We start from the raw sequence: 24,619 nt of genomic DNA on the forward strand, positions 1-24,619 counted from the left end.
GCCCCAGGCGGAGCGCCCTCCCCCGGAGTCCGAGTGCCTCTACGTGGCCGCCGTGCTCCGGGAGCCCCGGCTGCTCACCCGGGATGTGTTCCGCGTGTGTGATGAGTTGTCACACATGGGGCTGCGGATGGTGCTGGCCCAGACCACCTCCGGGCAGGGGGTGGAGGAGGCGCTCTTCGAGGCGACGGAGGTGGTGAAGCGAGCGCTCCTGGAGGCCGGCCGCCGGCTTTCAGCCGGGGGTTCGGAGCTGGAGGGGGAGTTCGTCCAGGTGTGCCGCGACATCATGGTGCGGCGGATCGACGAGCGGCTCGTTTATATAAAGCGAGCTACGGAACAGACGCCGGGGGCTTTTGATTTGACAGAGGAGACGCGGCAGCTGCTGTCCGAGCGCAAGGAGCTGCTGGCGCTCCGCAAGCGCGTCCTGGACGAGCTCAGGCCCGCCTCCTCGGGAACGGGAACAAAGGCACCAATGCAACCGGTTTGAGTTCGCGTTTGTAAGAAAGCTCGACTTTGCGGTAGATCGGCCGGCTCGCCCAGGCCAAAGCACCTGATTTTCTTAAGGAGAAGTACCCGAATGCCGACGCAGAAGCCCTCCAAGGCATCCGTGAAGCCCACCAAGAAGAAGGTGGATCCGGTGATCCGCAAGAAGAAGGCACCGGAAAGCCCTGTGGCGAAGGTGACGAAGGCTGCGGATGCCGAGGAGAAGGAGCTGGTGGCGAAGGACGCCACCGCCGAGGCACCCGAGAAGATCAAGAAGAAGAAGGGCGTGGCCGCCCTCGCCGACGACGTGGACCCGGAGGAGGCCGCTGAAGAGGCCGCCGCCGCCGTCCAGGTCGACCCCGACGCCGTCGAGGACGACGTGGAGGAGGACCCGGTCGCCGAGCGCAAGGAAGTGAAGGACCTGCTCGCCGCCGGCCGCGAGAAGGGCTTCCTCACCTACGACGAGGTGAATGACGCCCTGCCCGCCGACATCGTGTCGTCCGATCAAATCGACGACGTGATGAGCATGTTCGGCGACAACGACATCGAGATCGTCGACGCGCAGAAGGCCGCGCAGTCCAACGAGATCAAGCCCACCGTCGCCGTCGAGGAAGAGAAGGAAGACCAGGACGAGGACGAGAAGGACGAGGACGACGAGCCGGGTGGCAAGTCCAACGACCCCGTCCGCCTCTACCTGCGCAAGATGGGCAGCGTCAGCCTCCTCACCCGCGAGGGCGAGGTGGAGATCGCCAAGCGCATCGAGGAGGGTGAGAAGGAAGTCCTTCGCGCCCTGCTCGCCTGCCGCGTCGCCGTGGCGGACATCCTGGACATCAGCAACCGCCTGAAGACGGGCAAGCTGCGCGTGCGCGACGTCATCAAGGACGCGCCCGAAGAGGCCCAGTCGGAGAACGCGGAGGAGGCCGTCGAGGAGGTCTCCGAGGCCGAGGCTCCCGCGCAGCTCGCGCAGAGCGAGCTGAACAAGATCGAGCAGATCTCCAAGCAGATCGAGCGCTTCCGCAAGTTCGCCAAGGACTGCGAGGTCCTGGAGGAGGAGCTCTCCGGGAAGAAGAAGCTCACGGAGGTGCGCAAGAAGGAGCTGAAGCAGGAGGTGAAGGACCTTCGGACCAAGATGATGGAGGTCCTGGAGGAGATGCGGCTGAACAAGAAGCAGGTGGACCGCATCGTCGTGAACCTCAAGGGCCTCATCGAGCGCGTGGAGAAGGCCGAGGAGGAGCTGGGCGACCTGGAGCGTCGCTACAGCGTCTCCATGAAGGACCTGCGCCCGCAGCTGAAGGAGTCTCGCGAGAACCCGAACATCGCGAAGAAGCTCCAGAAGCAGCTCAACTTCACCGCCGAGCAGTTGGAGGTCCTGGACCGCGACGTGCGCACCGCGGTGCGGAAGATCAAGCGCGTGGAGGAGGAGGCCAACCTCCCCGTGGACGCCCTGCGCCGCAACTACGACGCCATCCGGCTGGGTGAGAAGCGGGCGGAGCGCGCGAAGAGCGAGCTGGTGGAGGCGAACCTGCGCCTCGTGGTCTCCATCGCGAAGAAGTACACGAACCGCGGCCTGCAGTTCCTGGACCTCATCCAGGAGGGCAACATCGGCCTGATGAAGGCGGTGGACAAGTTCGAGTACAAGCGCGGCTACAAGTTCTCGACGTACGCCACCTGGTGGATCCGTCAGGCCATCACCCGCGCCATCGCGGATCAGGCCCGCACCATCCGCATCCCGGTGCACATGATCGAGACCATCAACAAGCTCATCCGCACGAGCCGCTACCTCGTGCAGGAGATTGGCCGCGAGCCGACGCCGGAGGAGATCGCGGAGAAGATGGAGCTGCCGCTCGACAAGGTGCGCAAGGTCCTGAAGATCGCCAAGGAGCCCATCTCCCTGGAGACGCCCATCGGCGAGGAAGAGGACAGCCACCTGGGCGACTTCATCGAGGACAAGAGCCTCGTGTCGCCCGCGGACGCGGTCATCAACATGAACTTGGCCGAGCAGACGCGGAAGGTGCTCGCCACGCTCACGCCGCGCGAGGAGAAGGTCCTGCGCATGCGCTTCGGCATTGGCGAGAAGAGCGACCACACGCTGGAAGAGGTGGGCCAGGACTTCGAGGTGACGCGCGAGCGCATCCGTCAGATTGAAGCCAAGGCGCTGCGCAAGCTGCGCCACCCCAGCCGCTCCAAGCGCCTGCGCTCCTTCGTCGAGAGCTAGACCGCTGACCTGAGCTGTCCTGAAGGCCCCCGCTCCCGCGCGTCGTGGAACGGGGGCCTTCTCGTTTTCACCCCGAGGTCCCCGCGTGCCTCCGAAGAAGCCCGCTGCTCCCCTGCCCTTCTCCGAGACCGTGATGCGCCAGGTGCGCTCCATTCCCCGGGGCGAGGTGCGCTCGTACGCGCAGGTGGCGCTCTACGCGGGGCGGCCCGGCGCGGCGCGCGGCGTGGGCCGGGAGTTGAAACACCTTCCGGGACAGGCCACGCAGGTGCCCTGGTGGCGCGTCATCCGCTCGGACGGGACGCTGGCGCCCCCGGTGGCGCACGAGCAGGCGAAGCGGCTGCGCGCGGAGGGCGTCACCGTGGCGCAGCGCGGGCAGGTGTTCCGGGTGGCGCTGAAGGACCGCGAGGACGGCTGACGGCGAGTCCTTGCCACGGGCGCGCTCGCGGGGAGATAGTCAGCCCGCGCCGCGCGAGGATGTCTGTCACGTCTGGCGTTGAAGACCCGAGGGGGCCCTTAGCTCAGCGGTTAGAGCTGTCGGCTCATAACCGATTGGTCCCTGGTTCGAATCCAGGAGGGCCCACTCCCCTTACCCCCGCACAGCGCCTCGGGAAGCTCCCCAGAGGCGTGAAGTTGCCCCGGTTTCGTGGCGTCCCTGGAGGGGAGCAGCAGTGGCGTCCCCAACAGCGACGGCGAGAGCAGGCCAACTCCCAGGGCGAGCAGTGCCGCGCAAAGGTGAGCGCGCTGTCGTCACCGATGCTGTGGGCCGCACCGGTGACGAGCGCCGACCTACCCGCGAGCCATCGCGCGGAGTCGTGATGCTCATTGGCGCTCCTTGGGAAAGTAGGGACGCAGGCCGGCGGCGGAGACGACGTCGAGTATTCGATCAGGCAGGATGCGCGCCAGAAGAGTGAGCAGTGCCGCGTCGCGGCCGATGGTGTAGCGAATGCGCGGCTTGCGCGCTGTCACGGCCTTGGCGATCACCTGTGCCGCGGCGTCAGCGGACACGCCCGACCCTGGCCCGGTGAACGCCGCGGTCTGCGCGGTGATGGCTTGAACCAGGCCGCCATAGCGTTGGCTCAGCTCGGGCGTCATGGCCGAGGCGAGCTCATTGGCGGTGGCGATCACCCGGCCGGGCATTTCCGTGCGCACCCCGCCCGGCTCGACCACAACCACTCGGACGCCGAGCGGAGCGACTTCACGTCGCAAGGAGTCACTGACGGCTTCGAGCGCGAACTTTGTACTTGCGTAGGGACCATAGGTGGGCCCGGCAACCTTGCCACCCACGGAGCTGATGTTGACCACGCGCCCCTTGCTGCGGATCAGAGCCGGCAGGAGTGTCTGGGTCACGGCGACGTGGCCGAAGAAGTTGACCTCGAACAGGCGTCGCCACTCATCGATGGCGAAGGCCTCGAACGGTACGTTGACCCCGACGGCGGCGTTGTTGACCAGCGCCCGCACTGCCCTGCCCTGCGGGTCTGCGTGCACTCGAGCCGCCAGCGCCCGAATGTGCTCAGGGATGGTGATGTCGAGGATGAGCGGCTCAATCCTCGGCCCCCGAATTGCGTCGGCGTCCCGGTCGCGCCGAACACCCGCGAGGACATGGAACCCCCGCCGGGCCAGTTCGCGCGCCGTGGCCGCGCCGATGCCGGTGGATGCACCGGTGACAACGACGAGCTCTTGGATTTCACCTGACGCGGTCATGACCTTGAGCCTTTCTTCGACGAGCGAGGAGCGAAGCGCGCCGCGAGGAGCTGCGTCCGCTGCTCGAGCACCTCCATCGGGGGCTTGTCGGCGAGCAAACCGTCGAGCGCGAGCAAGAAGACCTCGGCGCTCGCTTCGTCGCCCAGGATCGCGGCGACGCACTCGAGCGCGACCTCCTGGTAGAGCGCCTCACCCTCGGGGTCGATCAGCTCACAGGCCTCGAGGAACGCGCTCCCCATCGGTGCCCCGACCATCTCCGCCCAGGGTTCGAACACCATCAGACGGCAGAAGCTGAGCAAGCGCTCATAGGCGCTGCCCGGACCGTTCGCCGCCTGCTTCGCCGCGGGGTGTCGAGAGACCAGCCAGTCCACGAAGACGGCCCGGTAGATCTCCTCCTTGTCCTTGAAGATCCGGTAGAGGAGCGTGCGCGAGAGCCTGGCGCGCTTGGCGATATCCTCGAACGACGTCTTCGCGAAGCCGAAATTGAGGAAGCACCACCGCGCGGCGACGAGGACCCTCGCGCGCCGCGCGGCTGCTTCGTCATCTGTCATCGTCGCCGGCATCTGCACATCGTGACAATCAGCGCACTTACTGTCAATACGCTCCAAAAAGACTCGGGCAGCTTGAGCGCGCCGTTTCACCGGGCTTCCGTCACTGCCAGGACGGTTCGACGTCGTGCGCGCTCACGGTGTTCGTCAGGTTGGTGAGGGTGCCGTTGACGGACCGCATGAAGATTTCGCCACTGCTCGTGCCGCCCGGGAGGCGCTCGAACACCAGGGTATCGGCAGTAGGACTGTAGGCCGGGCATTGGTCGTCCTCCGGCCCGTTCTGCAGCGCGACCAGACCCGTCCCGTCCGCGTTCATGGAGTAGAGGTCCCGCTCGAACAGGCCCTGCACCGAGATGCTCGCGGTGAAGGCAATCTTCGTCCCCGCCGCGTTGTAGACCGGGAAGAACGAGGTCCAGTCGGAGGGGCCTTCATTCAGCCTCACCAGTCCTGTCCCATCCACGTTGATGCGGTAGATGCCCCGGAAGGGAATGTCCGACGTGCTCAGCGCCTCGTAGCCGAACACGACCTTCAGGCCATCGGGGCTGAAGCTCGGCGTGAGGTAGCTGCCGGAGCCTTGCAGGTCCGTGGCCAGGAGGGTCCGGTGCTCGCCGTTGGCGTCCATCAGGTAGAGGCTGCACCGGGAGGCGCAGTGGGCGAAGACGATGCGCGTCCCGTCGGGGCTGAAGGCAGGCTGTTCGTCATCACCTTCCCAGTTCGTGAGCCGCTGCATGTTGCTGCCGTCGATGTTGGCGGCGACGATCTCGAAGTCGCCAAAGTACGGGGACGTCTGGCCGTAGTCTCGCTGCCAGACCACCCGGGTGCGCGCCTTGTTGAGTTTGGGGCGCCGGTCCATCACGAGGTCGCTCGTGAGGCGGGTCAGCACGGTGCCATCGGTGCCCATCACGAAGATGTCGTAGGTGTTGATGGGGTGGGCGGGGTCGCTTCCCCGGTTCGACGCGAAGGCGATCTTCGTCGGCGGTGGGCAGTTGGGGAGGCACGTCTTCGCCGTGACGTCGTCCTCCGCGACCTCTTGTTCAGGGTTGGAGACACCACACGCGGCCGTCAGCAGGACTGCTCCAAGGATGCAGCTTCTTCCCATCATCATCGCACTGGCTCCCAGCTGTGGTTCAGGTTCACCGTGCCAGCCCCGGCCCAGGTGGACCGGGACGGAAGGGGCGAACATGACGTCGACAAAGCAAGGGCAGGGCCAATCCACGCTCAAGGCCGCTTCCCCTGGAGCGACCTGTGAGGACGGCAAGTCCTGCCGCGATCCGGCGCTTCGGACCAGCAAGAGTCGCCGTTGGCGGTTGGGTTTGCCCTTCCATCCCCGCCGGTTGCGACTTCCTCCGGGTCAGTCGCGTGGCTCCAGGATTTCATCCAGGATCGCCGGTGTGCCCTCGACCCGCCGCAGCCGGGGGTAGCGCAACCCCCCATGCCAGGGAATGAGGGCGGAACGGGTGGCCGTGCCCTGGCGCCAGGAGAGCCGCAAGGGCTCCTGGTGCGCGGTGGCCTTGACGGCGTCCTTCAGTCGTTGCGCGTCGTAGGGGCTCCCGTTCACGGCCGTCACCACCGCGCCGGGCAGCAGGCCCGCCTTGAAGGCAGGCCCTTCCCAATCCACCCGGAGCACCTTGCCGTCCTTCGCGAGCATCATGCCGAGGGAGTCGCCGAGGTCCACGTTCCCGCTCGCCGCCTCGGCCCGCCGGACGGCGTCCGTGGGTTCCTCGCTCCAGGCGAGCGTGTAGCCGCCTTGCGTGATTCCACCCAGGGGCGGGGCGTCGCGCGTCTCTTCAATCCGGGAGCGGAAGAAGCCTGACCAGTCATGGGGCAGGATGTCATTGAGCGTGGTGACGATGTCTTCCAGCGTGTACGTCATCGTCACCTGGCTGCCCGCGCGGACGCCGAAGAACGCACGAGCGAAGTCATCCAGCGACTTGCGGCCGCCACTGCGCTCCCGGAGCAGCGTGTCGGCCTCCAGCCAGATCAACGCACCCTCGGAGTAGGCATCGAACATGTCGCGCTGCCAGCCCTGCCAGGAGAGCGGCTTGCGGCGCTGCACGACGGCGTCATTGGTCACGTCCCGGAGCGGGCGCCAGCGCCGGCCGGGGCGGCTGGCCATGGCCGCCGCGGTCGCGGCCCAGTCGTCGAGCGCGTCCTCCCGCGTCCACAACCCCGCCCGGGTGGTGAGCACGTCCTGCCAGTAGGACGTCAATCCCTCGAATACCCAGAGCAGTGAGTCGCGCTCCGGCGTGTTGAAGTCCGGCGTCCACATCTCCGCGGGACGGCGGAACAGGCCGTTCCACGAATGAACGAACCCATGCGCCAGACGTCCACGGCGCTCGGGCCTGTCCTTCCAGGTCGTGAAGAAATCGGCGGGCACGGCGTTCTCACCGGAGCGGAGGTGTTCGAAGTAGCTGGGGCCGAAGCCGTCCGACAGCCAGACCATCAGGTCGTAGTGGTCGTAGTGTTGCGAGCCGAAGAGCCGGTAGGCCTGTTGCACGAGTGCCTGGTAGCCCTGGACGAATTCGGGAGGCGGTTCGAGCCCCGCGGCGTCGTCGGCGACGATGTTCACGTGGACCGGGACGGGATCGTCGCTCAACAGGATGCGTTTGAAGGCACGGCCGGCAATCACAGGTGAGTCGACCAGCGTGTCCAGCGTCACCGGCTGGAACCGGACCTCACCACCATCCCGTCGGGCGACGGTCAGCGACGTGGCGAACTCCCAGGCGGGCGGCAGCTTCACGCTGGCCACATAGGTGATGCGCCGGGCGTAGTGGCCCGCAGGATACAGCACCAGGTTGTGCCATTGCAGGTCCAGCATCGTGGACGTGGCCACCACCGGGCCCACGCGCGGCTCCGTGGCGCCAAGGAACTGCGAGTGCACGTCGATGGACGTCACGCCGGCGGGGATGTCGATGTGGAAGGCCGCGACCTGGACGGCGTCGCGGGTCCAGGCAATGACTCTCTTTCCGGCCTGGACCTTCAGCCCCGCGAGTCCTTCCAACCGACCGGTGGGCCCATGATCCCCCGGAAGCCACTGCGGGAAGAACAGCGTCAACCGCCTTCCGGGCGCGACCGGGAGGGTTTCCTTGACGCGGAAGACACCGCGCGCCGCGTCGGTGGCGTCGACGTGCAAGCGGATGGTGCCGGGGAAGGGCGTGTCACGCGGCGGCTCGATGGGCGGCGGCATGGGCGCGGGTTGGGGCAGCGGCCAGGACTGGGATGCGGAGGGTGCCTGAGCGTGCGCCGCCGTCGAAACCATCCAGACGGCCACCGTGGCGACAACACATGGCATGACCCTGACGCTTCGAGGATGGGCGGGAGAGGCCGGCATGATCCGCGTCGTATCCCGGGCCCGTCTTGCCGAAAATTCCGAAGTCTGGAAGCCTGGGTTCGAGGAAATCGAACGATGCTCCCCCGGATCAACCTGGACATGGATGTCTTGCGGACGTTCGTGACGGCCTTCGAGCTGGGCAGCTTCGCCCGGGCCGCCGCACGGGTGGGCCGTTCTCCGTCAGCGGTGAGCTCCCAGCTGCGCAAGCTGGAGGAGCAGGTGGGCCGCGCGCTGGTCGAACGCTCCGGGCGGGGGCTGGTCCTGACCGAGGCGGGAGAGGTGCTGCTGGGCTGCGCGCGGCGGATCCTCGAACTGAATGATGAGACCGTGGACGGCCTGCGGGGCAGCGAGTTGGAGGGCGAGGTCCGCCTGGGGTTGCCGCAGGACTTCGCCGAAACCTGGCTGCCCAGGGTGCTCAGCACCTTCGCGCGCGCGCATCCGGCGGTGCGCATCGAGGTGCGCACCGAGCGCAACGCCCACCTCGTCAACCACGTCATGACCGGCAAGCTGGACCTCGCGCTCGCCTGGAGCGGTGGGGCTCGCGGCTGCAGTGAACGCATCGCGGAGCTGCCGCTCGTGTGGATTGGTCAGCCTGGATGGCAGGTCACTGGAAGCCGCAGCCGGCCGCTGCCGCTCATCGCCTTCGAAGCGCCCTGCGTGTTCCGGGAGGCCTGCACGACCGCCTTGGACCGGAAGGGGCTCGCCTGGCGGATCGCGTTCGCGAGCCCGAGCCTCGCGGGCCTGTGGGCGGCGGCCGAGGCGGGGCTGGGCGTGACGTTGCGAACGGCCTTCGGCCTGCCGAAGACGCTGGCCGTGCTGGAGCCCCGCGCCTCGGGCCTGCCCGCGCTCGGGAGCATTCCGGTGCACCTGCTCAGGGCCGAACGGGAGCCGAGCAAGACCGTGGCCCAACTGGCCGGCATCCTGCGTGAAGCGCTCGCGCAGGAGCTGACGACACCCCGGCGGGCGCGGCCGCGCGGCGGGGGCTGACGCCCGGCCGTGGCTCTCTCGTCATGGGTTCTGCCCAGCCCACTCGCGGCGTCCTCTGCCTCATCGGCTCCTTGGGGGCCGCTGCCTGGGGCGCCACCCTCACCTCCTCCTCTCCTGCTTGGGGGAACGACCCACGCTGAGCGAGGGTTTCGGGCGCCGTGCGCAGTTCACGCATCCGTCACGAAGCCAGCCCGTCGTGAAGGCGAACATGCTTGGTTGTCAGGGGCCGGGCTCATTCCAGAAGGAAGCCACATGCGTTCGACCTCCGCCTCATGCAGCCCCTCGCTTCACGCCTCGTGGCGCTACGGGACAGGGCTCGTGCTGGCCCTCTGCCTCGTCGCGGCCACCGGCTGCGGCGAGGACGACGTGGATCCGCTGCCGCCGTCCGAATTCCAGCCTGACACCGCGGCGCTGGATGTCCTTCCTGGCGTGTATCCCAACGCCGTCGACCTGACGGGTGCGGGAAGCCTCGACGTCGCGGTGCTCGGGGATGAGACCCTGGCCGCCGAAGAGCTGTTGGCCGAAGAGGCAACGCTGTCCGCCCCGGAAGGCAAGGCGAAGGTGCGGGCACTGGCAGCCGGCACCGCGCGGGATGTGGATGGGGATGGCCGCCTGGATGCCATCCTGAGCTTCTCCCTGCCCGAGTTGAAGGCGGCTGGCGTCCTGACGCCGCGAACGGCCCAGGTCGTCTTCAGCGCTCGGACGCGCGGCGGCGCCACCGTCAGCGCGCGGGATTCGGTCCATGACGTCCACCACCCGGTGGTGCGGCTCCCGCCTCCCACCGGTCCCCATGCGGTGGGGACGTTGGAGGACGCCTGGACCGATGAGGCGCGAGAGGAGACGCTCACCCCCGCGTCCGGCGACAAGCGCGAGCTGAAGGTGCGCTTCTGGTACCCCGCGCGGGCCCGCCCCCAGGCACAACCCGCCTCCTACTTCCTCACGTGGCGCGAGGGCGAGCTTGTCGCCGGGACGCAGGGGCTGCCGCCGTCGTTCTACAGCTTCTTCTTCGCCGGTGCGGCTCGCGGCGTGCCCCTGGCCGACGGGGAGGAGCGGTTCCCCGTGCTGCTCTTCTCCCACGGCTACGGCATGGCGACGGCGATGTACAGCGGGGTCGCGGAGGAACTGGCGAGCCAGGGCTACGTGGTGGTGGCCATCTCCCATCCCCGGGGAGGCGGCCCGCTGGTCTTCCCGGACGGTCGCGTGGTGGATGAACTCGTCCAGCTCTCCCCTCTCGACCCGGCCCTGAACACGCGCGTCCAGGCCCAATGGGCGGCGGACGCGCGGTTCGTGCTCGACCGGCTGACGGCGCTGGACTCCAGCGACCCGGCGGGGCGCTTCACCGGAAGGCTGGACCTGGGCCGCATCGGCGCGTTTGGCCACTCCTTCGGCGGCTCGGCGGCGGCGGAGCTCTGCCGCACGGATGCACGCGTCCATGCGGGACTCAACCAGGACGGCACCTTCCACGGGGACCTGGAGGTGCAGGTCCAGGTCCCCTTCCTCGTGATGAACAGCGAGGGCGCGGAGGGCGACTCCAGCCGGGACCGCTTCTTCCAGCATCTGGGCGCCACGGGCTACGACCTGGACCTCCAGGGGGCCGGCCACATCACCTTCAGCGACCTCGTGCTCGCCCTGCCCCTGATCCGCGTCGATTCGCCGCAGGCGACCGCCAGCGAATACGCACTGGGCACCCTCGACGCGCAGCGCTCCTTCACCCTGGTGAACACCTACGTGCGCGCCTTCTTCGACAAGCACGTGCGCGCACGCCCCACGCCCCTGCTGGACGGGCCCTCCGCCGAGCACCCGGAGGTGGAGCTCGTCGTGCACCTGCCTTGATGGGCGCCCGCCTCCCGAAGCTCGCTCCGCTCCGCCAGCGTCGGATGCCGCCCTCCGTTCGCCCGGGCCACCAGGATGTCCTGTGCGCCGGGAGCGGGCGCCATCCTCTGCGTCCTTGAGCACAGTGGACCGTTCATCAGGTCGGTGTTCAGCGAAGACGCCGTGGCGCCCCCCATGACGTACTGGCCCGCGTCGTACGCGCCGCCCCCATCGTAGGACGGACCGGAGGCCGGCCTCGGAGGCCGTACCCGCGCCCAGCGACGGACATTGTTGGGGGTACCGATTCGCTCAACCCTCCGGCCCATGGGCTTCGAATACGTGATTGCCGGCCGACGTGCGCTCCCTCCGCACGATGCCCCGTGGGTCTACGCGCTCGAACAAGCTGACGACGAGGACGACGAGGACGACGAGGACGACGGGGGCACGGAGCGGTTCGACGAAGGCTCGCTGGATGCCTGCGAGATCCTGCCCGAGAACAACGAGGAGTTCTTCGCCGCGGTCGAGCGTCTGGTGGGCTTCGTCCCCGCGGTCGTGATTACAATCGATCCTGCGGCGTGGGAGGCGAGCACCCTGGTCGCGGAGGTGCTGGCGGACGCGCTCGACGGCGTCATGTACCCCGGCGCGGGAGCCCGCTACCTGCGCGTCACCGAATCCAGCGCCATGGCACCATGGCGGCGGACCCGCCCGGTCAGAACCGTGGCGGTGCATCGTCTGAGCGACCGCCATGTTCAGAATCGAGACAGAGAAAGAGCTTCTGCGCGCGTTCCGTTCGCGGGACCGCAAGTTCGTGGAGCTGCCCAAGGGCACGAAGTTCCCCCTCTTCATCCGGGATTACTTCGCCTGGGTGGACCCCTATGGGGTGCGCGTCTTCCTCCTGTTCACCGCACCCGGAGGCAGGCAGCCCACAGGCATCGCCTTCCGCCGTGATCATCAGGGGGACAAGTCCCTGGTGCCCCAGGTGTGTGATTGGTGCCGTACTTCCGAGGCGGAGATCGGCCTGCTCACCACGGATGTCGACTCGAAGCGCCGGGTGGGCGTGAACCTCTGCATGGACCTGCGCTGCGGCGAGCGGCTGGAGTCCGTGGCCAACCTGTCCGGTCGCAGCGTCCTGGACGACACCCAGCGGCTCGTTGAACGGATGGCCCGCTTCGCGAGCGAGGCGTTGGGCCTCGAGCCCGGCTCGGACGCGTGAGGATGCGGGCGCTCAAGCCCGCCGCCCCCTCCAGGAGTTTCTCACCCCAGCTCGCGCAGGTGGTGGCGGAGCCGCTGCGCCAGCCGCTCCACGGTGGAGTGCTGGAAGAGGACAAAGACAGGAAGCGGGCAGCCGCTGGAGCGCCTCGGGCATCTCCCGCCAGAAGTCGGGGCCCATCGCGTTGCCCTTGCCCGGGCCGGCGTAGCCGCGGCGGCAGGAAGGACGCGGCGGCGGCGCTGGGCATCGGTCTTCGCTCGCTGTTCCGCTACCTGGGCGGGGGGGACTGACAGGCCGCCTCCTCTGGAGGGTCTGTCCGCGTGCCAGTCCTGGCACGTTTCCCCCCGCGTCAGGCCCTCGGAGGGCCAGGGTCGTCATGCAACCCCTTGGAATCGGGGCGATCCGGTGTCTCGCGAGGCTTCGGCACGCACGTTGCGATGGGGTTGCCCCGTGCACGCTGGCGGAGGGCCGCCACGGTGCGAACGAACCTCATGGAGACGAACATGAAGCATGTGCTGATGGGATTGTTCCTGGCGCTGGCGGTCGTGGGTTGTGGCAGCACGAAGGACGATGACAGCGAGGGGCCGGACGGCAACCCCAGCGAGCAGAGCGCGGAACTGTGCGGCACGAGCAAGGCGTGTCCCTCCGGGCAGTTCTGCTTCAACGGCCTGTGTGCCCTCGGCTGTCAGACGAACGCCAACTGCGCGGCGGACCAGTACTGCGACGCCGAGGACACGGGCACGCTCGCCTCCTATTGCAAGAGCAAGAAGGTGGCGACCTGCGATTCCGACAGCCAGTGCCAGAGCAACCAGCGCTGCATCGAGGGCCTGTGCAGCCTGACGCCTCCGGCCAACCCGCCCACGTGCGACCCGAACACCCCCGACTTCAAGGACGGCTGCGACACCTATGCGGTGTGCCTGGACCCCGATGACCAGGGCTCGAAGCAGCCGTACTGCGCCAGCTTCCCGCCGTGCCCCGAGGACGGCGTGTGCCCGACGGGCCTGGGCGGCGCGGTGTGCAACGACGGCTACGTGGCCAACAAGGGCCGCTTCTGCATGCAGGGGCTCTGCCGTGACAACTCGAACTGCCCCTCGGCGTGGAGCTGCGTGAAGCCCGTCTCCGCCTCGGTTCTCGGGTTCTGCAGCCCGGGTGACTTCGGCTTCCCGTGCGCGGAGAACGCCCAGTGCAAGAGTGGCCAGTGCTTCGCCGTGCCGGGCGTCATGGGCACCTGCATGTAGCTGGTGAAGGCGGCCTCGTGTTCCCCAGTAGGGAGCATGGGGCCGCTGGCGTTGGGGGCTGCTCTTCGAGCGGCCCTCGGCGTAGAGTCGCCCGGGCCTTGGTGATGCGCCGCCTTCTCCTGCTCTCGTTGTTGCCCGCGCTGGTGCTGCTCGTCGCGCCGGGCTGTCCGCTCGACATCCGCGTCCGCTGCGACGACTCCCAGGGCTGTTCCCAGGGGCAGGTCTGTGTGCGAGGTGACTGCGAGCCCGTGGATGGGGAGCGGCTGGGGGAGGCCTGTGGCGCGGATGCTGAATGCGGTCCGGGGCTCACCTGCGGCACGGGCTTTCCGGGCGGGTATTGCCTGCTGGCGTGCTCCGAGGAGAGGTCCTGCCCGCCAGGAAGCGTGTGCGCGACAAGTCTGGGGCAGTGCCTGCGAACCTGTGGCGAGGCCTGTGCCCGGCCGGGGTACGGCTGTGGGCCCGTGCCCGATTCGTCCGGCTCCCTGAGTGCCTGTCTGCCGGTGACGACGCCGACGGATGGTGGCTGCACGGGCACGGGATGCGTGAAGCCAGATGGAGGCTGCACGGGGACGGGGTGCGAGGTACCGGACGCTGGATGTTCGAGCACGGTGGTGGTGGGAGGGACGTGCTCGCGGGCGTGCGAGTGCGCGGATGCCGCGGCGGCCTGTGAAGGCGGGAAGTGCACACTGACGTGCACGTCGGACTTCACGTGTCGCGACGAGCGACGGTGCACGGATGCGCACTGTGTCGTGGGGCCTCGACTGGGAGAGGCGTGCAAGGACTCCTTCGACTGTCCCAGCTTCGCCCAGTGCCCCAGGGAGCGACTGCGGTGCGAGGAGAAGTGCAACCCGGTGGGGGGTGGCCTCTGCGAGTCGGGCTACCAATGTGCCCCGGACGGACTGTGCGTGCGGGAATGCTCGGGCACTCCGTCGTCGGTGGGAGAGGTCTGCGAGAACTCGTTGGACTGCGCGCCGTGTAGCGTGTGCCTGTCGTCGGGGGCTGCGCCGCGGTGTCGGCAGCCCTGCCGGCTGGACCGGGATTGCCCCGGGGGGGCGACGGGTGCCTGCGAGCTGGTGGGGGACACGAAGGCCTGTCGGCTGTCGCCGTAGTCCGCCCGGGTTGCTCGCGGGAGCGCGCTCCCGGAGAATGCCCGGGTGATGATGGGTGAGGTGCTTGCGGGCCGCTACCGACTCGAGCGGGAGTTGGGGCGTGGGGGAATGGCCACGGTCTTCCTGGCCACGGACCTGCGGCTGTCGCGCCCGGTGGCGCTGAAGCGGATGCACCCGGGAGGCGGTACGGGTCGCGCGGAGCGCTTCCGGCGGGAGGCCGAGCTGGCCGCCTCGCTCCATCATCCCAACGTCCTGGAGGTCCATGACTACGGCGAGGATGGGGCCCATGGCCCGTTTCTCGTCTGCGAGTGGGTGCGGGGCGAGGACCTGCGCTCGCTGGCGGGGAGGCTTTCGCCGGTGCCGCCCGAGGCGGTGATGGTGCTGGGCTGGGAGCTCGCCCGGGCGCTGGCGGCGGCGCACGCGCGCGGCATCGTCCACCGCGACGTGAAGCCCGACAACGTGCTGGTGGCGGAAGGAGGGCCGCTGAAGCTGGCGGACTTTGGCCTCGCCGCGCTGGAGGACCAGGAGCGCCTCACGAGTACCGGGGCGGTGACGGGCTCGTTGCCGTACATGGCGCCCGAGCGCATCGACACGGGCGCGTACTCGCCCGCCTCGGATGTGTACGCGGTGGGGGTCATCCTGTTCGAGCTGTGCTCGGGCACCACGCCGCATGCGGGCAAGGGCGCGGCGCACCTGGCCGCGTCGGTGATGACGAAGGATGCGCCGTCGCTGACGGAGGTGGTGCCGGGCACGCCCGAGCCGCTGGCGTCCCTGGTCGCGCGGTGTCTGGCGAAGGATGCGCGGGACAGACCGCGCGACGGGGCCGTGCTGGCGTTGGCGCTGGAGGCGTTGCTCCAGCGAGGGGTAGGTCCGCCCGCCGACGTGGCTCGGGAGTTCCTGGGAAACCCGGTGGCAGGTGCCATCCGATGGCGTCGGGCTCGCTTCGAGCGGTTGCTGGAGGAGGGGCGCGCTCTGCTGGCGCGCGGCGAGGGGGCGCGGGCCGCGAAGGTCCTCAACACCGCGCTGGTGCTGGAGCCGACATCCGCCGAGGTGGCGGCGCTGTTGCGCGAGCGGCCGAGGCGTTCCGGGTGGAGGACTGGCGCCGTGGGCGCGGGGCTCGTGCTCTGCGCGGCGGCGGTGGTGTGGAGTGGAGGGACGCTCGCTCGACGGAGCGGAGGGATGGCGGGTGGCGCTGCGTCCTCCGGAGTGGAAGTGGCGAGCGCCACCGCGCGTTCGAGCGAAGACCTCGCGGCGGACCGGGTGAAGTCCGCGCGGAGGGCGGTTGAGGACCCTGCCGCGGTGAGGACGCACCAGGGCGTCGAAGGAGCGAAAACGTCGCGTGGCGCGGAGTCCTCGTCAGGGAAGGCGTCCCCGGAAGCGGCGCCCGTTGAGGGCTCCTCCATCGGCGAACTCCTTCATGCGCCCACGCCTACGGGCCAGGTGCTTCCTGCCCCGAGGACGGAACTCCGGAGGCTGGACGCTTCGCGGGGACTGGGGCGTTCGGCGAGAAGCGGCGCGGATGACCCGGTGCAGCCCTCCGTTTCGAGAGGGCGTTCGGAGGGAATTGATTCGGCGAAGCTGGCCGTATCGTCCCTGCCGACAGGGCACTCGGCGGGAGCCGGGTCCCCAGGAGACGCGCGGCCCCCGGTACCGACCACGGGTCCGGACGTGGGAACCACCGTCCCCGCGCGTCCCGCGGTGCTGAAGGTGACGGCGCGCCCGTGGGCAGAGGTGTTCGTGAACGGCGAGAGTCAGGGCTACACGCCTCGCGTGCGTGAACTCTCGCTGCCAGCGGGGACCTACCGACTGCGCTTCGTCAATCCCCTGTGTGACGAGGTCGACCAGGAGGTGACGCTCGCGCCGGGGGAGACCGTGACGCGCGACGTGGTGTTGTCACTGCGCAAGGCGGAGGTGCTCATCCTCGCTCCCGTGGGCGCGCGGCTCTTCGTGGACGGCCGAGAGGTGGGCGTCGCGCCCCTCTCCGGTCCGGTGGTGGTCGAGCATGGACGACACACCGTGACGGCACGCCGCGCGGGTGCGCCTCCCTTGCTGCGAGAGGTGGACGTGGTCGCCGGTCGTCGTCTCGAAGTGGCGCTGGACGTGACGCCGTGATGGGCGCGGCCTTGATGATGATGGTGCTCGCGGCGTCCCCGCTCGATGGCGCGCGCGGTGCCTACCAATCCGGCGAGCTGTCCCAGGCTCGCGCCGAGCTGGAGTCCCTGCTCTATCCGCTGCGGCTCGACGGAGATGCGCTGGAGGCCGAAGCGCACCTGTTGCTCGCGGCCACCTACCACGCGCAGGAAGAGCTGGCCCGCGCGGAGGACGAGGTGGTGCGAGGGCTGGCCGTTCACGGCGACCCGGTGCTGGACCCGCTGCTGTATCCGCCGGACTTCCTCGCCTTCGTCGAGCGCGCGCGAGCTCAGCACCCGACACGCATCGCGGAGCTGAGCGCCGAGCGACATCCTCGGCTGTTGCCGCCGCCCACCGCCATCGTCGACCCCCTCCGCAAGGACGAGGTGCCCACCCCGCCGGCGCTGACCCGTGCCTGGTATCTGGCGCCCTTGGGCGTGGGGCACTTCAAGCACGGGCGCTCGAGGATGGGCACGGTGCTGGCGGTGACGCAGGGGTTGGGACTCGCGGCGGCGGGAGTCTCCCTGGGGACCTCGCTCTCGCTGCGCGGGCCGGACGGCCGCTACAGCGCGAGCGACGCGGGGACGGCGCGGACGCTCAACGTGACGTACCTGGTGGGGGCCTATGCCTTCGCGGTGGCCTATGCGTATGGAGTCCTGGATGGGATGGTGTTGACGCCCGCCCCCTCCAGCGCGCAGATGCGATTGGCCGTGCCACAGCGGAAGTAGGCGGAGTCCCGACGTGCCTCACGCCCGCTGTCCCATCCGGGAGCAATGACGTCGGCCGCAGGTCCCTGCCCTGCCCTTTCTCTTTCCTCAGAAGTCGAAGTTCCAGCCGGCAAGATGTTGCAGGTCGCGGGCGCCACCGAATGGGAGGCGTTCCGGCACGGGCTGGTCGTGCGCGGGGGCGGGCACATCGATCGCGATCCGTTTGGCCCCGGGGGTCTTCTCGAGGCCGCTGCACCAGCTCTGCCAGCGTTGGCCATCCCGACGATCACGGAACGCGGTGCCTGGCAGTTGGTCGGCCGTGGGAGGATTGGGGGACAGCAGGTCGAGGTATTCCATCTGGCCCCGCACACTGCCCCGTTCATCGGTGCGCACCTCGTGGCAATAAGCGGCACCCCACAGGTCTTCGCGGTAGCGGACGGCATACACGCTGCCCGGGTCGGCGGGCCTGGAATGGATTGGGGCCGGGGGCTGGCCGGGCTGCCTGCCTTGCGGCGCCCCGCGGGTCTTGCCGGCGGCGGCCATGTCCCAGGGGCGAAGCAGGCGCGGCCTCCCCACATCCCGCGGGACGGATTGCCAGGACCGCGCCCCCACTGCGTAGTGTCCTGGGAGGGCGTCATGCCCGCTCATCACCCCAGGGGGGACCATGAGGAACATCGGCATCATTGGAGCAGGCCAGGCGGGCCTGCAGCTTGCCTTCGGCCTGCTCGCGAAGGGCTACTCCGTCACCGTCTACTCGGACCGCAACCCCGAGCAGCTCTTCAACGCCCGGCTCGCCGCCACCACCTACCTCTTCGGCCGCGCCTGCCAGTACGAGCAGGAGCTGGGGCTCGACTTCTGGACGGGCCCGGGGGCGTCCGCCCAGGGCGGCGACCTCGACATCTGCATGGCCCCCGGGCAGCGCGCGCTCACCGTGCAGGGACGCATCCTCAACGCGGGCAAGGCCCTGGACCTGCGGGCGAAGTACTCGCGCTGGCTCGCGGAGTTCGAGCGGCGCGGCGGCACCGTGGTGGTGCGCGACGTGGACGTGGAGGCCCTGGAGGCGCTCGCCCCCCGGCATGACCTGGTGCTCGTGACCGCGGGCCGCAACAGCTTCATGTCGCTGTTCGAGCGGGATGCCGGGCGCAGCCCCCATGCGCAGCCGCAGCGCAACCTCATGGCAATGATTGTCACCGGCATGAAGCCGCTGCATGAGACGCCCTACCCCGCGCTCAAGTTCATCCTGGCCGCGGGCCACGGCGAGTACTTCTCCATGCCGTACTTCGACCGCATCCGCGGCCCCCTGCACTGCATCCTGCTGGAGGCCATCCCCGGCCAGGGATTGGATCGCTTCCGCGGCCTCACCACCGCCCGGGATGCGTTGGCGCGGATGAAGGACGTCATGCACGACTTCTCACCGTGGGTGGAGGACCGGCTGAAGGACGCCGCCATCGTGGACGAGTCGTCCTGGCTCACCGGCGCGTTCACGCCCACGGTGCGAAAGCCCGTGGGACGACTCCCCTCCGGCCGGGCCGTGATGGGGCTGGGGGACGTCGTGATGCTCAACGACCCCATCGCGGGCCAGGGCCTCAACAGCGCATCGAAGCAGGCCCACTGCGTGACCCAGGCCATCCTCGCGCACGGTGACCAGCCCTTCACCCCGGACTGGATGGAGCAGACCTTCGAGCACTTCTGGCGGACCGAGGGCCAGTACATCACCGGGTTCACGAACATGCTGCTCCAGCCGCCTCCGCCGCACGTGATGCAGTACCTCGGGGCCGCCTCGAAGGTGCCGGCACTGGGCGACACCTTCTTCGACAACTTCGGAGAGCCGCAGCGCTTCTGGCCCTGGATTGCCAGCCCGGCCGAGACCGAGGCCCGCATCCGGCAGGCGACCGCCGCATAGCCAAGCAATCACAGACGCAGGTTGGGGATGCCTCGCTTGATTCCCTGACGAATCCAGGTCTTCATGCTCAGGTTGCCAGACCTCCCTCATTCGCTGGCGCTGGTGCTGCGCTCGGACGGTACGGTCCAGGCGTGGGGCGAGGCCCGGTACGGTCAGCGTGGAGACGGCTACAGCCAATACCAGACGACCCTGGCGGCGCACCCTTCGCTGTAGTTCCGCGCTCCGGACTCCCGCCTGCGACACACCTTGAAGCCCGGCCCTCCGAAAGACAGAGGGCCGGGCTTCTTCTCAAAGCGCCAGGAGCACATCCACTTGCGCGCTCAGCGCGCGGGCCTCTTCGGGCCTGCCGAGCTGGGTATAGAGCGCCACCGCGTCGCGACGCTCCTGGATTTCGCGCTGGATGAGCACGTCCACTGCCTCCGGGGACAACAGCAGTCGAGGCACTTCCCCACTCCCGAGTCCCTCCGCACCGCCAGCGATGACGCCACCGACCGATGCAGGCGCGACGCTCATGTCGGGCGCCTCGGCATTGTCGATGGCGGCGAGCGTTTCCCGAAGGACCGCCGAGGCGGGTGCATTTCGAGTGCGCAGTGCGTCTTTCAGCGCGGCACGCAGCGTTGCCTTCCATTCATCCACGGTTCTCATACGCATACAGTAGTAGAGAACGCCCATGGTGCGTATCGAGATGCGGGATGAGGTCGGCAGCCTCAATGGAAATGCTGTACTGCCTTCCCGGTGGTCGATTGGAGCGGGTGACGCGTGACAGCTCCCATGTCCGACGCCCGGCGGACCTGCCTTCAACGGCAGGTGGGGGTACCGCGCCTCGGCCTGTAGCTGGGGGAGGGAGCCTTCACGTCCTCCAGGACCTCGCTCCAGTCGAGCGTTTGGGACTCGGCGAGCGTGCCTTCATGGGGCGTGGTCTTGCTGTACTGACGCACGCCCTCCACTCCTTCCGGAGGTCCGATGGGCTCCCCCACGCCAAGCTGCATCGTCTTGCGCGTGAGCTCCAGCTTCAGCGTGTCCCCGTCGAGCGTCCAGGTGCCGTACTTCTTGAAGTCGTCGACGAGGAACTCGAGCACCACCCGGCCGTCTGGACAGAAGTTGTAGGTGTCCAGGGTGCTGGCGTACTCGTTCTCGAGGATGAGGCCCGCGGCGTCGGGTTGCCAGTCCTCGCGCCCGGCGGAAGGCGCTGGCATCGCCGCGCGCAGGCGGCGCTGCAGGGTGGAAAGCTGGGCGCGCTTGTCGGGCACCGCGGCCTTCTTCAGCGCCGACAGCCCCTGCGCGAGCGTGCCGGCCCGGGCCCAGCCGATCAGCCGCGTCTCCGACTGGACGAGGTACCACGTCCCATCCGTGGCCAGCAGGGTGACGGTGCTCCCCGCGCGCAGCTTCGCGACCGTCTCCGCGTCGTCCCGGCGCGTGCGCAGCAGCGGGAAGGAGGTGGCCACCTTCGGCTTCAGGCCCGAGGCGTACAGCTCCGGCAGCACGACAATCGCCCCGAGCATCGCACCGTCGTCGACGCTCACCTTCTTCCGGAGCACCCGGGCCGGAATCCAGCCGAGCACGTCCTCCGAGTTGCCCGCCACCCCCGCGAGGTACCAGCCTCCATCAACCTCCGCCGGGTTCGGCTTGAAGGCATGCAGCAAGAGGGCGCGCTCGGGCCCGGCCAGGGCGACGACGTCCATGCTTCCAGGAGTCTGCTGGAGCGGCACCCAGCCCGGAGGCGGGAGGACGCGGCTCACGGCGTAGAGCTCCTGCGGCACGTCGGTGAAGCCCGGCTGCTTCGCGTCGTAGAGGTACTTGTCGCGGCGCGCCCAGCCGTCCGCCATGGGAACGTCGCAGAGGAGGAAGCCGTTGCCGGAGGCGCTCGGTGTCCCGGCCGGCAGCGGCACTTCCTGGAGCGCGGTGCCCTCCTGACGGAAGAGGCGGAAGCGCCCCTCCCCGTGGACGAGCACCTCCCGGCGCTTGTCGCGGGTGTCGAGGTCCAGCACGGTGACGCCGCGCACTCCGGGCAGCTCACCTTCAGCGACGGCCGTGCCAGCGCTGAGACGGAAGGCGCCGGGCTTCGTCACCTCGAGCGTGATGTGCTCGCGCGTGCCGTCGCCATCCAGATCCGCGTCGGCCTCCCTCGCGGGAGAGGACGATGCGGTGGCGGTGAGCACGGCGGCGAGCACCAGGGCGCATGCGCTGGACATGCAGCGACTCTGATGCACGACCGCCGTGCCAGACAAGGCGGCTTACTGGCGTGCCAACGGCGGGCCCCCGGTGCGGGTCTACCTCCAGCAGCCGTAACCTCACGTGTTCCGCAGGCCCTCCCGGACCCTGACGATGACCGTGGGCAGCGGCGTAGGGGCCGTGGCTTGCACGCCGGCTCCGGGTCCGGGGAAGGTGCCGTCCCATGGAATCCAATCCAGCCGTGCTCATCGTCACCGGTCTGGTGTGCGAGCCCTGGTGCGCAAGCGGATGACAGTCGTGAATCCCGCCCATTCCGGCGCGTGGCCGGGCCCTCGGGATGGCAGTGCTCCACCTCGTGCTGGGCGTGGCCTTCCCGGGCATGGGTGTCTTCGCCACGCTTGTGGAGAATGGCGTGCCCTGAAGCAGCGGCCCGCCCGGGGCAACCCCGCAGCGTGCGGACTCACCTTGCTCCCGCAAGTACCACCGCCCGGGGTGCTTCGACAGGCGGACGAGGAGGTACTCGGAGTAGCGTGCGTCGTGTTCGGTGAAAAGTGTATAGGGCGCGTGACAGTTCCAGGGGCCAGGGGTGTTCGTCATCCCGATACGACCCCACGGGTGACCGCCGTCACTCCGCCATGTAAGGGGGACCCCCATGTTTCCTGAATCCGGGCTTCGCCACCTCGCTGCCGTCGCGCTGACGACCGTCGCGCCCCTGGCCTCCGCGGCCGGGACGCCCCCACCCTCGCAGTCCGCCTTCTTCCTGACCCGGAGCGAGAACCGGAACCAGGTCCACTACGCCCTGCGCCTGGATGAGGCCTGTCGCCCCGTGGGGACGCGTCCCGTGCAGGTGTACTGGCGGATGTTGGAGCGCGGGGCCTCGGAGGTGGAGGAGCTGCTGGGGGTCGAGCAACCCGTGTATGGGCTGGAGGACCCGCAGCCGGTGGACGCCACCGCGGAGGGCTGGCGAGTGCGGGTGCGCCTGCGGGCCTTTCCCTCGCGCCCCATCGACATCACCACCGCGCGGGTCGACGGAGAATGCCGGGTCCAGGCGTGGACGAAGCTGGACAACAGCGTCTGTCGACTGGAGCACGTCTTCGTGAAGACGTCCTGGCCCTTCTCGGTCGACTTCGTGCGGCTGGAGGGTGTTGGACCGGATGGGCAGCCAGTCCATGAGCTGATTCGCGAGTGAGGTGGAATTCCCCGCACTCCCGCAGGCGCGACTCCGTGGCGGAATGAGGGCATGTCGTGATTCGATGCCGCTCAACCCCTCAAGGAGAGACACGCCATGAAGAGCTTCCTGGGTGTGCTGACGGTGCTCGTCGTCCCGGTGCTGGTGGCCTGTGGTGGATTGGAGCCTGTCGAGGCGCCGGAGCTGGGGCAGGCGTCGAGCGCCCTCGTCACGTGCTCACAGACCTGTCCGAATGGCTCGACGGTGTCTTGTGAGGGGAACACCTGTTCGGTGCAGGCGGACTCCGTCGAGTGCGATGGCTTCTACAACATCTGTCTCCCATCCACCCCCATCTGTGGGCTGAACAATCGCTGCAGCAAGCTCGCGGGGACCCCGTGTTCGCCCGTTGGCGGGTCGCGGAGTTGCTGTCTGACGGGCCACCCCAATCCCAATTGCTTCTGCACGCCGCTCGGCGTCTGGGCCTGCAGCGCTTTGTGAACTGCCCGGGGCCGTGTGTGCGCCATGCCTGACGCGCGTCACGCGGCCCGCCAAGTCCCTGCTGCGTGAGCACTCCCCTCCTCACCCTGCTTGCCCTCCTGGGCTTCGCAGCGAACTCGCTGCTGTGCCGTGCGGCCCTCTCGGGTGGCGCGGCGCGCAGCATCGACGCGGGTTCGTTCACGCTGGTGCGGCTTGCTTCGGGAGCGCTGGTGCTCGCGCTGCTGCTGCGGCTGCGACGGGGTGGCCGCGGGGCGACGGGGCACGGGAGCTGGGCCTCGGCGCTCGCGCTCTTCGCGTATGCGGCCGGCTTCAGCTTCGCGTACGTGCGCATCGGGGCAGGCGTGGGCGCCCTGCTGCTCTTCGGCTGCGTGCAGCTCACCATGCTCGCGGCAGGGCTCGCGCGCGGTGAGCGGCCGCGCGCGCTCGAGTGGGCAGGGCTCGCGGTGGCACTCGCAGGGCTCGCGGGCCTCACGCTTCCTGGAGCGAGCGCGCCGGATGCGCTCGGCGCGGGGCTCATGGGCGCGGCGGGCGTGGCGTGGGGCATCTACAGCCTGCGGGGGCGTGGGACCACGGACCCTCTGGCGGCAACGGCCGGCAACTTCATGCGCAGCGTGCCGCTGGCCCTGGCACTCGTGATGCTCGCCCGCGCTCTGGACGCGGCCCCACACCCGTCGTCGAAGGGGCTGCTGCTCGCGGTCACGTCAGGCGCGCTCGCCTCGGGCGTGGGCTACAGCCTCTGGTACGCAGCGCTGCCCCACCTGAGCAGCGCGCGCGCGGCGGTGGTGCAGTTGTGCGTCCCGGTCATCGCAGCGGTGGGCGCGGTGCTGCTGCTCGAAGAGCCCCTCACCCAGCGGCTGCTCCTGGGTGGCACCGCGCTGCTCGCGGGCGTACTGCTGAGCCTGCGTGCGAAGCACCCCAATCCGTCGCGCAACCTCAAACGCTGAAACCGCTCCGTGCGGAGATTTTCAGTGACATCGCGGGTTCCAGGTAAACCTTGACCGACACTCTCGTACGCTGTTGCATCAGCACCTCACCAGCGAAAAGGAGTGTCATATGTTTCTTCGTGGACTTGCGATGTTTGCCGTCGTCTCTGTCTTTGGGATGGGCTGTGGTGGCGCGGAAGTGACGGAGGGTGCCGAGAGCGGAGAGTCGCTCGGTCAGGACTCCGCCGAGCTCATCAACAGCTGTGAGACGCTCCAGACCCGCCGCTGTAGCCCGGGGGCGGAGACGGGCTGCCAGTTTGCCAATGGCACCTTTGGCGAGTGCTTCTGCCAGGAGATCCCCTTCAACAAGTGGGTCTGCTTGAGCAACTGAAGTTCCTGCGGCAACCGCCTCTGGCTGGGAATGCCCTGTCAGAGGCGGCGTGTCGCCAGCGACGGTGCTGCTGCATCCGCAATTCATCAGCGAAAG

At 68.9% G+C, this 24,619-nt stretch carries 23 protein-coding genes, 1 tRNA gene and 1 pseudogene; 17 read left to right on the plus strand and 8 right to left on the minus strand.

Going from position 1 to position 24,619, the window contains the following annotated elements:
* From D7Y13_RS11520 to D7Y13_RS11535, 4 genes and pseudogenes are all read left to right on the plus strand, one after another.
* Window positions 1-484: pseudogene (locus D7Y13_RS11520) on the plus strand (DNA primase); the annotation flags it as partial.
* A 90-nt stretch (window positions 485-574) separates the two neighbouring features.
* On the plus strand, window positions 575-2,695 hold the full coding sequence (gene rpoD, locus D7Y13_RS11525) for an RNA polymerase sigma factor RpoD (protein WP_120531606.1): 2,121 nt from the start codon (window positions 575-577) through the stop codon (window positions 2,693-2,695).
* Between the two features lie 85 nt (window positions 2,696-2,780).
* Window positions 2,781-3,110 (plus strand): MGMT family protein, encoded by a 330-nt coding sequence (locus D7Y13_RS11530; protein WP_120531607.1) that lies wholly within the window; start codon window positions 2,781-2,783, stop codon window positions 3,108-3,110.
* 92 nt (window positions 3,111-3,202) lie between these two features.
* Window positions 3,203-3,275: transfer RNA gene (locus D7Y13_RS11535), tRNA-Ile, on the plus strand.
* A 239-nt stretch (window positions 3,276-3,514) separates the two neighbouring features.
* Here D7Y13_RS11535 and D7Y13_RS11540 read toward each other — a convergent pair.
* From D7Y13_RS11540 to D7Y13_RS11555, 4 genes are all read right to left on the minus strand, one after another.
* Window positions 3,515-4,396, minus strand: a complete 882-nt coding sequence (locus D7Y13_RS11540; protein WP_120583121.1) for an SDR family oxidoreductase — start codon at window positions 4,394-4,396, stop codon at window positions 3,515-3,517.
* Window positions 4,393-4,959, minus strand: a complete 567-nt coding sequence (locus D7Y13_RS11545; protein WP_199732729.1) for a TetR/AcrR family transcriptional regulator — start codon at window positions 4,957-4,959, stop codon at window positions 4,393-4,395. The genes D7Y13_RS11540 and D7Y13_RS11545 overlap by 4 nt, the downstream gene beginning before the upstream one ends.
* Before the next feature lie 88 nt (window positions 4,960-5,047).
* Entirely contained in the window at window positions 5,048-6,049 is a 1,002-nt protein-coding gene (locus tag D7Y13_RS11550) for a TolB family protein (RefSeq protein ID WP_158620332.1), read from the minus strand.
* A 246-nt stretch (window positions 6,050-6,295) separates the two neighbouring features.
* A complete protein-coding gene (locus D7Y13_RS11555) occupies window positions 6,296-8,236 on the minus strand; it encodes a M61 family metallopeptidase (RefSeq protein WP_120531610.1) in 1,941 nt (646 codons plus the stop codon).
* 114 nt (window positions 8,237-8,350) lie between these two features.
* Between D7Y13_RS11555 and D7Y13_RS11560 the strand changes: the two genes are divergently transcribed.
* Together D7Y13_RS11560 and D7Y13_RS11570 are read left to right on the plus strand one after the other, a co-directional pair.
* On the plus strand, window positions 8,351-9,262 hold the full coding sequence (locus D7Y13_RS11560; protein WP_120583122.1) for a LysR substrate-binding domain-containing protein: 912 nt from the start codon (window positions 8,351-8,353) through the stop codon (window positions 9,260-9,262).
* A 252-nt stretch (window positions 9,263-9,514) separates the two neighbouring features.
* On the plus strand, window positions 9,515-11,095 hold the full coding sequence (locus D7Y13_RS11570) for an alpha/beta hydrolase family protein (RefSeq protein ID WP_120531612.1): 1,581 nt from the start codon (window positions 9,515-9,517) through the stop codon (window positions 11,093-11,095).
* Between the two features lie 288 nt (window positions 11,096-11,383).
* Here the strand turns inward: D7Y13_RS11570 and D7Y13_RS11575 are convergent, their stop codons facing one another.
* On the minus strand, window positions 11,384-11,821 hold the full coding sequence (locus D7Y13_RS11575) for a hypothetical protein (protein WP_120583124.1): 438 nt from the start codon (window positions 11,819-11,821) through the stop codon (window positions 11,384-11,386).
* Between D7Y13_RS11575 and D7Y13_RS11580 the strand changes: the two genes are divergently transcribed.
* The 5 genes from D7Y13_RS11580 to D7Y13_RS11605 all read left to right on the plus strand — a co-directional run bounded on the left by D7Y13_RS11580 (window position 11,820) and on the right by D7Y13_RS11605 (window position 17,489).
* Window positions 11,820-12,287, plus strand: a complete 468-nt coding sequence (locus tag D7Y13_RS11580; RefSeq protein WP_120583125.1) for an FBP domain-containing protein — start codon at window positions 11,820-11,822, stop codon at window positions 12,285-12,287. The two genes, D7Y13_RS11575 and D7Y13_RS11580, sit on opposite strands and share 2 nt — an antisense overlap.
* Window positions 12,288-12,787: 500 nt before the next feature.
* Window positions 12,788-13,522 (plus strand): hypothetical protein, encoded by a 735-nt coding sequence (locus tag D7Y13_RS11590; RefSeq protein WP_120531660.1) that lies wholly within the window; start codon window positions 12,788-12,790, stop codon window positions 13,520-13,522.
* A gap of 104 nt (window positions 13,523-13,626) precedes the next feature.
* Window positions 13,627-14,631 (plus strand): hypothetical protein, encoded by a 1,005-nt coding sequence (locus tag D7Y13_RS47920; RefSeq protein ID WP_244222341.1) that lies wholly within the window; start codon window positions 13,627-13,629, stop codon window positions 14,629-14,631.
* A gap of 48 nt (window positions 14,632-14,679) precedes the next feature.
* Window positions 14,680-16,743, plus strand: coding sequence for a protein kinase domain-containing protein (locus D7Y13_RS11600; RefSeq protein WP_199732730.1), 2,064 nt, complete (start codon window positions 14,680-14,682; stop codon window positions 16,741-16,743).
* Window positions 16,743-17,489, plus strand: a complete 747-nt coding sequence (locus tag D7Y13_RS11605) for a hypothetical protein (protein ID WP_167508740.1) — start codon at window positions 16,743-16,745, stop codon at window positions 17,487-17,489. Before D7Y13_RS11600 ends, D7Y13_RS11605 begins: the two co-directional genes overlap by 1 nt.
* Window positions 17,490-17,576: 87 nt before the next feature.
* Here the strand turns inward: D7Y13_RS11605 and D7Y13_RS11610 are convergent, their stop codons facing one another.
* Window positions 17,577-18,011 carry a hypothetical protein gene (locus D7Y13_RS11610; protein ID WP_233595442.1) on the minus strand — a complete coding sequence of 145 codons (435 nt, stop codon included), beginning with the start codon at window positions 18,009-18,011 and terminating at the stop codon, window positions 17,577-17,579.
* Between the two features lie 121 nt (window positions 18,012-18,132).
* Between D7Y13_RS11610 and D7Y13_RS11615 the strand changes: the two genes are divergently transcribed.
* On the plus strand, window positions 18,133-19,371 hold the full coding sequence (locus tag D7Y13_RS11615; protein WP_120583129.1) for a styrene monooxygenase/indole monooxygenase family protein: 1,239 nt from the start codon (window positions 18,133-18,135) through the stop codon (window positions 19,369-19,371).
* Window positions 19,372-19,434: 63 nt separating this feature from the next.
* Window positions 19,435-19,584, plus strand: coding sequence for an RCC1 domain-containing protein (locus D7Y13_RS45680; RefSeq protein WP_158620333.1), 150 nt, complete (start codon window positions 19,435-19,437; stop codon window positions 19,582-19,584).
* Window positions 19,585-19,659: 75 nt separating this feature from the next.
* On the opposite strand, the gene D7Y13_RS11620 is transcribed toward D7Y13_RS45680, so the two are convergent.
* Entirely contained in the window at window positions 19,660-20,043 is a 384-nt protein-coding gene (locus D7Y13_RS11620; protein ID WP_233601961.1) for a GatB/YqeY domain-containing protein, read from the minus strand.
* A gap of 125 nt (window positions 20,044-20,168) precedes the next feature.
* Window positions 20,169-21,563: an SH3 domain-containing protein gene (locus tag D7Y13_RS11625; RefSeq protein WP_120583130.1), complete on the minus strand. Its 1,395-nt coding sequence runs from the start codon at window positions 21,561-21,563 to the stop codon at window positions 20,169-20,171.
* A gap of 632 nt (window positions 21,564-22,195) precedes the next feature.
* Here D7Y13_RS11625 and D7Y13_RS11630 point away from each other — a divergent pair.
* The 4 genes from D7Y13_RS11630 to D7Y13_RS11645 all read left to right on the plus strand — a co-directional run bounded on the left by D7Y13_RS11630 (window position 22,196) and on the right by D7Y13_RS11645 (window position 24,523).
* Entirely contained in the window at window positions 22,196-22,732 is a 537-nt protein-coding gene (locus tag D7Y13_RS11630) for a DUF4833 domain-containing protein (RefSeq protein WP_120583131.1), read from the plus strand.
* 96 nt (window positions 22,733-22,828) lie between these two features.
* A complete protein-coding gene (locus D7Y13_RS11635) occupies window positions 22,829-23,209 on the plus strand; it encodes a hypothetical protein (RefSeq protein WP_120531622.1) in 381 nt (126 codons plus the stop codon).
* A 65-nt stretch (window positions 23,210-23,274) separates the two neighbouring features.
* A complete protein-coding gene (locus D7Y13_RS11640) occupies window positions 23,275-24,153 on the plus strand; it encodes a DMT family transporter (RefSeq protein WP_120583132.1) in 879 nt (292 codons plus the stop codon).
* A gap of 130 nt (window positions 24,154-24,283) precedes the next feature.
* Entirely contained in the window at window positions 24,284-24,523 is a 240-nt protein-coding gene (locus tag D7Y13_RS11645; protein WP_233595443.1) for a hypothetical protein, read from the plus strand.
* Window positions 24,524-24,619 lie beyond the last annotated feature (96 nt).

The organism is Corallococcus praedator (genome assembly GCF_003612125.1).
GTDB classification, from domain to species: Bacteria; Myxococcota; Myxococcia; order Myxococcales; family Myxococcaceae; genus Corallococcus; species Corallococcus praedator.

What these genes read in the sequence shown, in the direction of transcription:
- rpoD (WP_120531606.1), top strand. Translation starts at nt 575, where the DNA reads ATGCCGACGCAGAAGCCCTCCAAGGCATCCGTGAAGCCCACCAAGAAG.
- D7Y13_RS11540 (WP_120583121.1), bottom strand. Translation starts at nt 4,396, where the DNA reads ATGACCGCGTCAGGTGAAATCCAAGAGCTCGTCGTTGTCACCGGTGCA.
- D7Y13_RS11545 (WP_199732729.1), bottom strand. Translation starts at nt 4,959, where the DNA reads ATGCCGGCGACGATGACAGATGACGAAGCAGCCGCGCGGCGCGCGAGG.
- D7Y13_RS11550 (WP_158620332.1), bottom strand. Translation starts at nt 6,049, where the DNA reads ATGATGATGGGAAGAAGCTGCATCCTTGGAGCAGTCCTGCTGACGGCC.
- D7Y13_RS11555 (WP_120531610.1), bottom strand. Translation starts at nt 8,236, where the DNA reads ATGCCATGTGTTGTCGCCACGGTGGCCGTCTGGATGGTTTCGACGGCG.
- D7Y13_RS11560 (WP_120583122.1), top strand. Translation starts at nt 8,351, where the DNA reads ATGCTCCCCCGGATCAACCTGGACATGGATGTCTTGCGGACGTTCGTG.
- D7Y13_RS11570 (WP_120531612.1), top strand. Translation starts at nt 9,515, where the DNA reads ATGCGTTCGACCTCCGCCTCATGCAGCCCCTCGCTTCACGCCTCGTGG.
- D7Y13_RS11580 (WP_120583125.1), top strand. Translation starts at nt 11,820, where the DNA reads ATGTTCAGAATCGAGACAGAGAAAGAGCTTCTGCGCGCGTTCCGTTCG.
- D7Y13_RS11575 (WP_120583124.1), bottom strand. Translation starts at nt 11,821, where the DNA reads ATGGCGGTCGCTCAGACGATGCACCGCCACGGTTCTGACCGGGCGGGT.
- D7Y13_RS11590 (WP_120531660.1), top strand. Translation starts at nt 12,788, where the DNA reads ATGAAGCATGTGCTGATGGGATTGTTCCTGGCGCTGGCGGTCGTGGGT.
- D7Y13_RS47920 (WP_244222341.1), top strand. Translation starts at nt 13,627, where the DNA reads ATGCGCCGCCTTCTCCTGCTCTCGTTGTTGCCCGCGCTGGTGCTGCTC.
- D7Y13_RS11600 (WP_199732730.1), top strand. Translation starts at nt 14,680, where the DNA reads ATGATGGGTGAGGTGCTTGCGGGCCGCTACCGACTCGAGCGGGAGTTG.
- D7Y13_RS11605 (WP_167508740.1), top strand. Translation starts at nt 16,743, where the DNA reads ATGGGCGCGGCCTTGATGATGATGGTGCTCGCGGCGTCCCCGCTCGAT.
- D7Y13_RS11610 (WP_233595442.1), bottom strand. Translation starts at nt 18,011, where the DNA reads ATGGCCGCCGCCGGCAAGACCCGCGGGGCGCCGCAAGGCAGGCAGCCC.
- D7Y13_RS11615 (WP_120583129.1), top strand. Translation starts at nt 18,133, where the DNA reads ATGAGGAACATCGGCATCATTGGAGCAGGCCAGGCGGGCCTGCAGCTT.
- D7Y13_RS45680 (WP_158620333.1), top strand. Translation starts at nt 19,435, where the DNA reads ATGCTCAGGTTGCCAGACCTCCCTCATTCGCTGGCGCTGGTGCTGCGC.
- D7Y13_RS11620 (WP_233601961.1), bottom strand. Translation starts at nt 20,043, where the DNA reads ATGGGCGTTCTCTACTACTGTATGCGTATGAGAACCGTGGATGAATGG.
- D7Y13_RS11625 (WP_120583130.1), bottom strand. Translation starts at nt 21,563, where the DNA reads ATGTCCAGCGCATGCGCCCTGGTGCTCGCCGCCGTGCTCACCGCCACC.
- D7Y13_RS11630 (WP_120583131.1), top strand. Translation starts at nt 22,196, where the DNA reads ATGTTTCCTGAATCCGGGCTTCGCCACCTCGCTGCCGTCGCGCTGACG.
- D7Y13_RS11635 (WP_120531622.1), top strand. Translation starts at nt 22,829, where the DNA reads ATGAAGAGCTTCCTGGGTGTGCTGACGGTGCTCGTCGTCCCGGTGCTG.
- D7Y13_RS11645 (WP_233595443.1), top strand. Translation starts at nt 24,284, where the DNA reads ATGTTTGCCGTCGTCTCTGTCTTTGGGATGGGCTGTGGTGGCGCGGAA.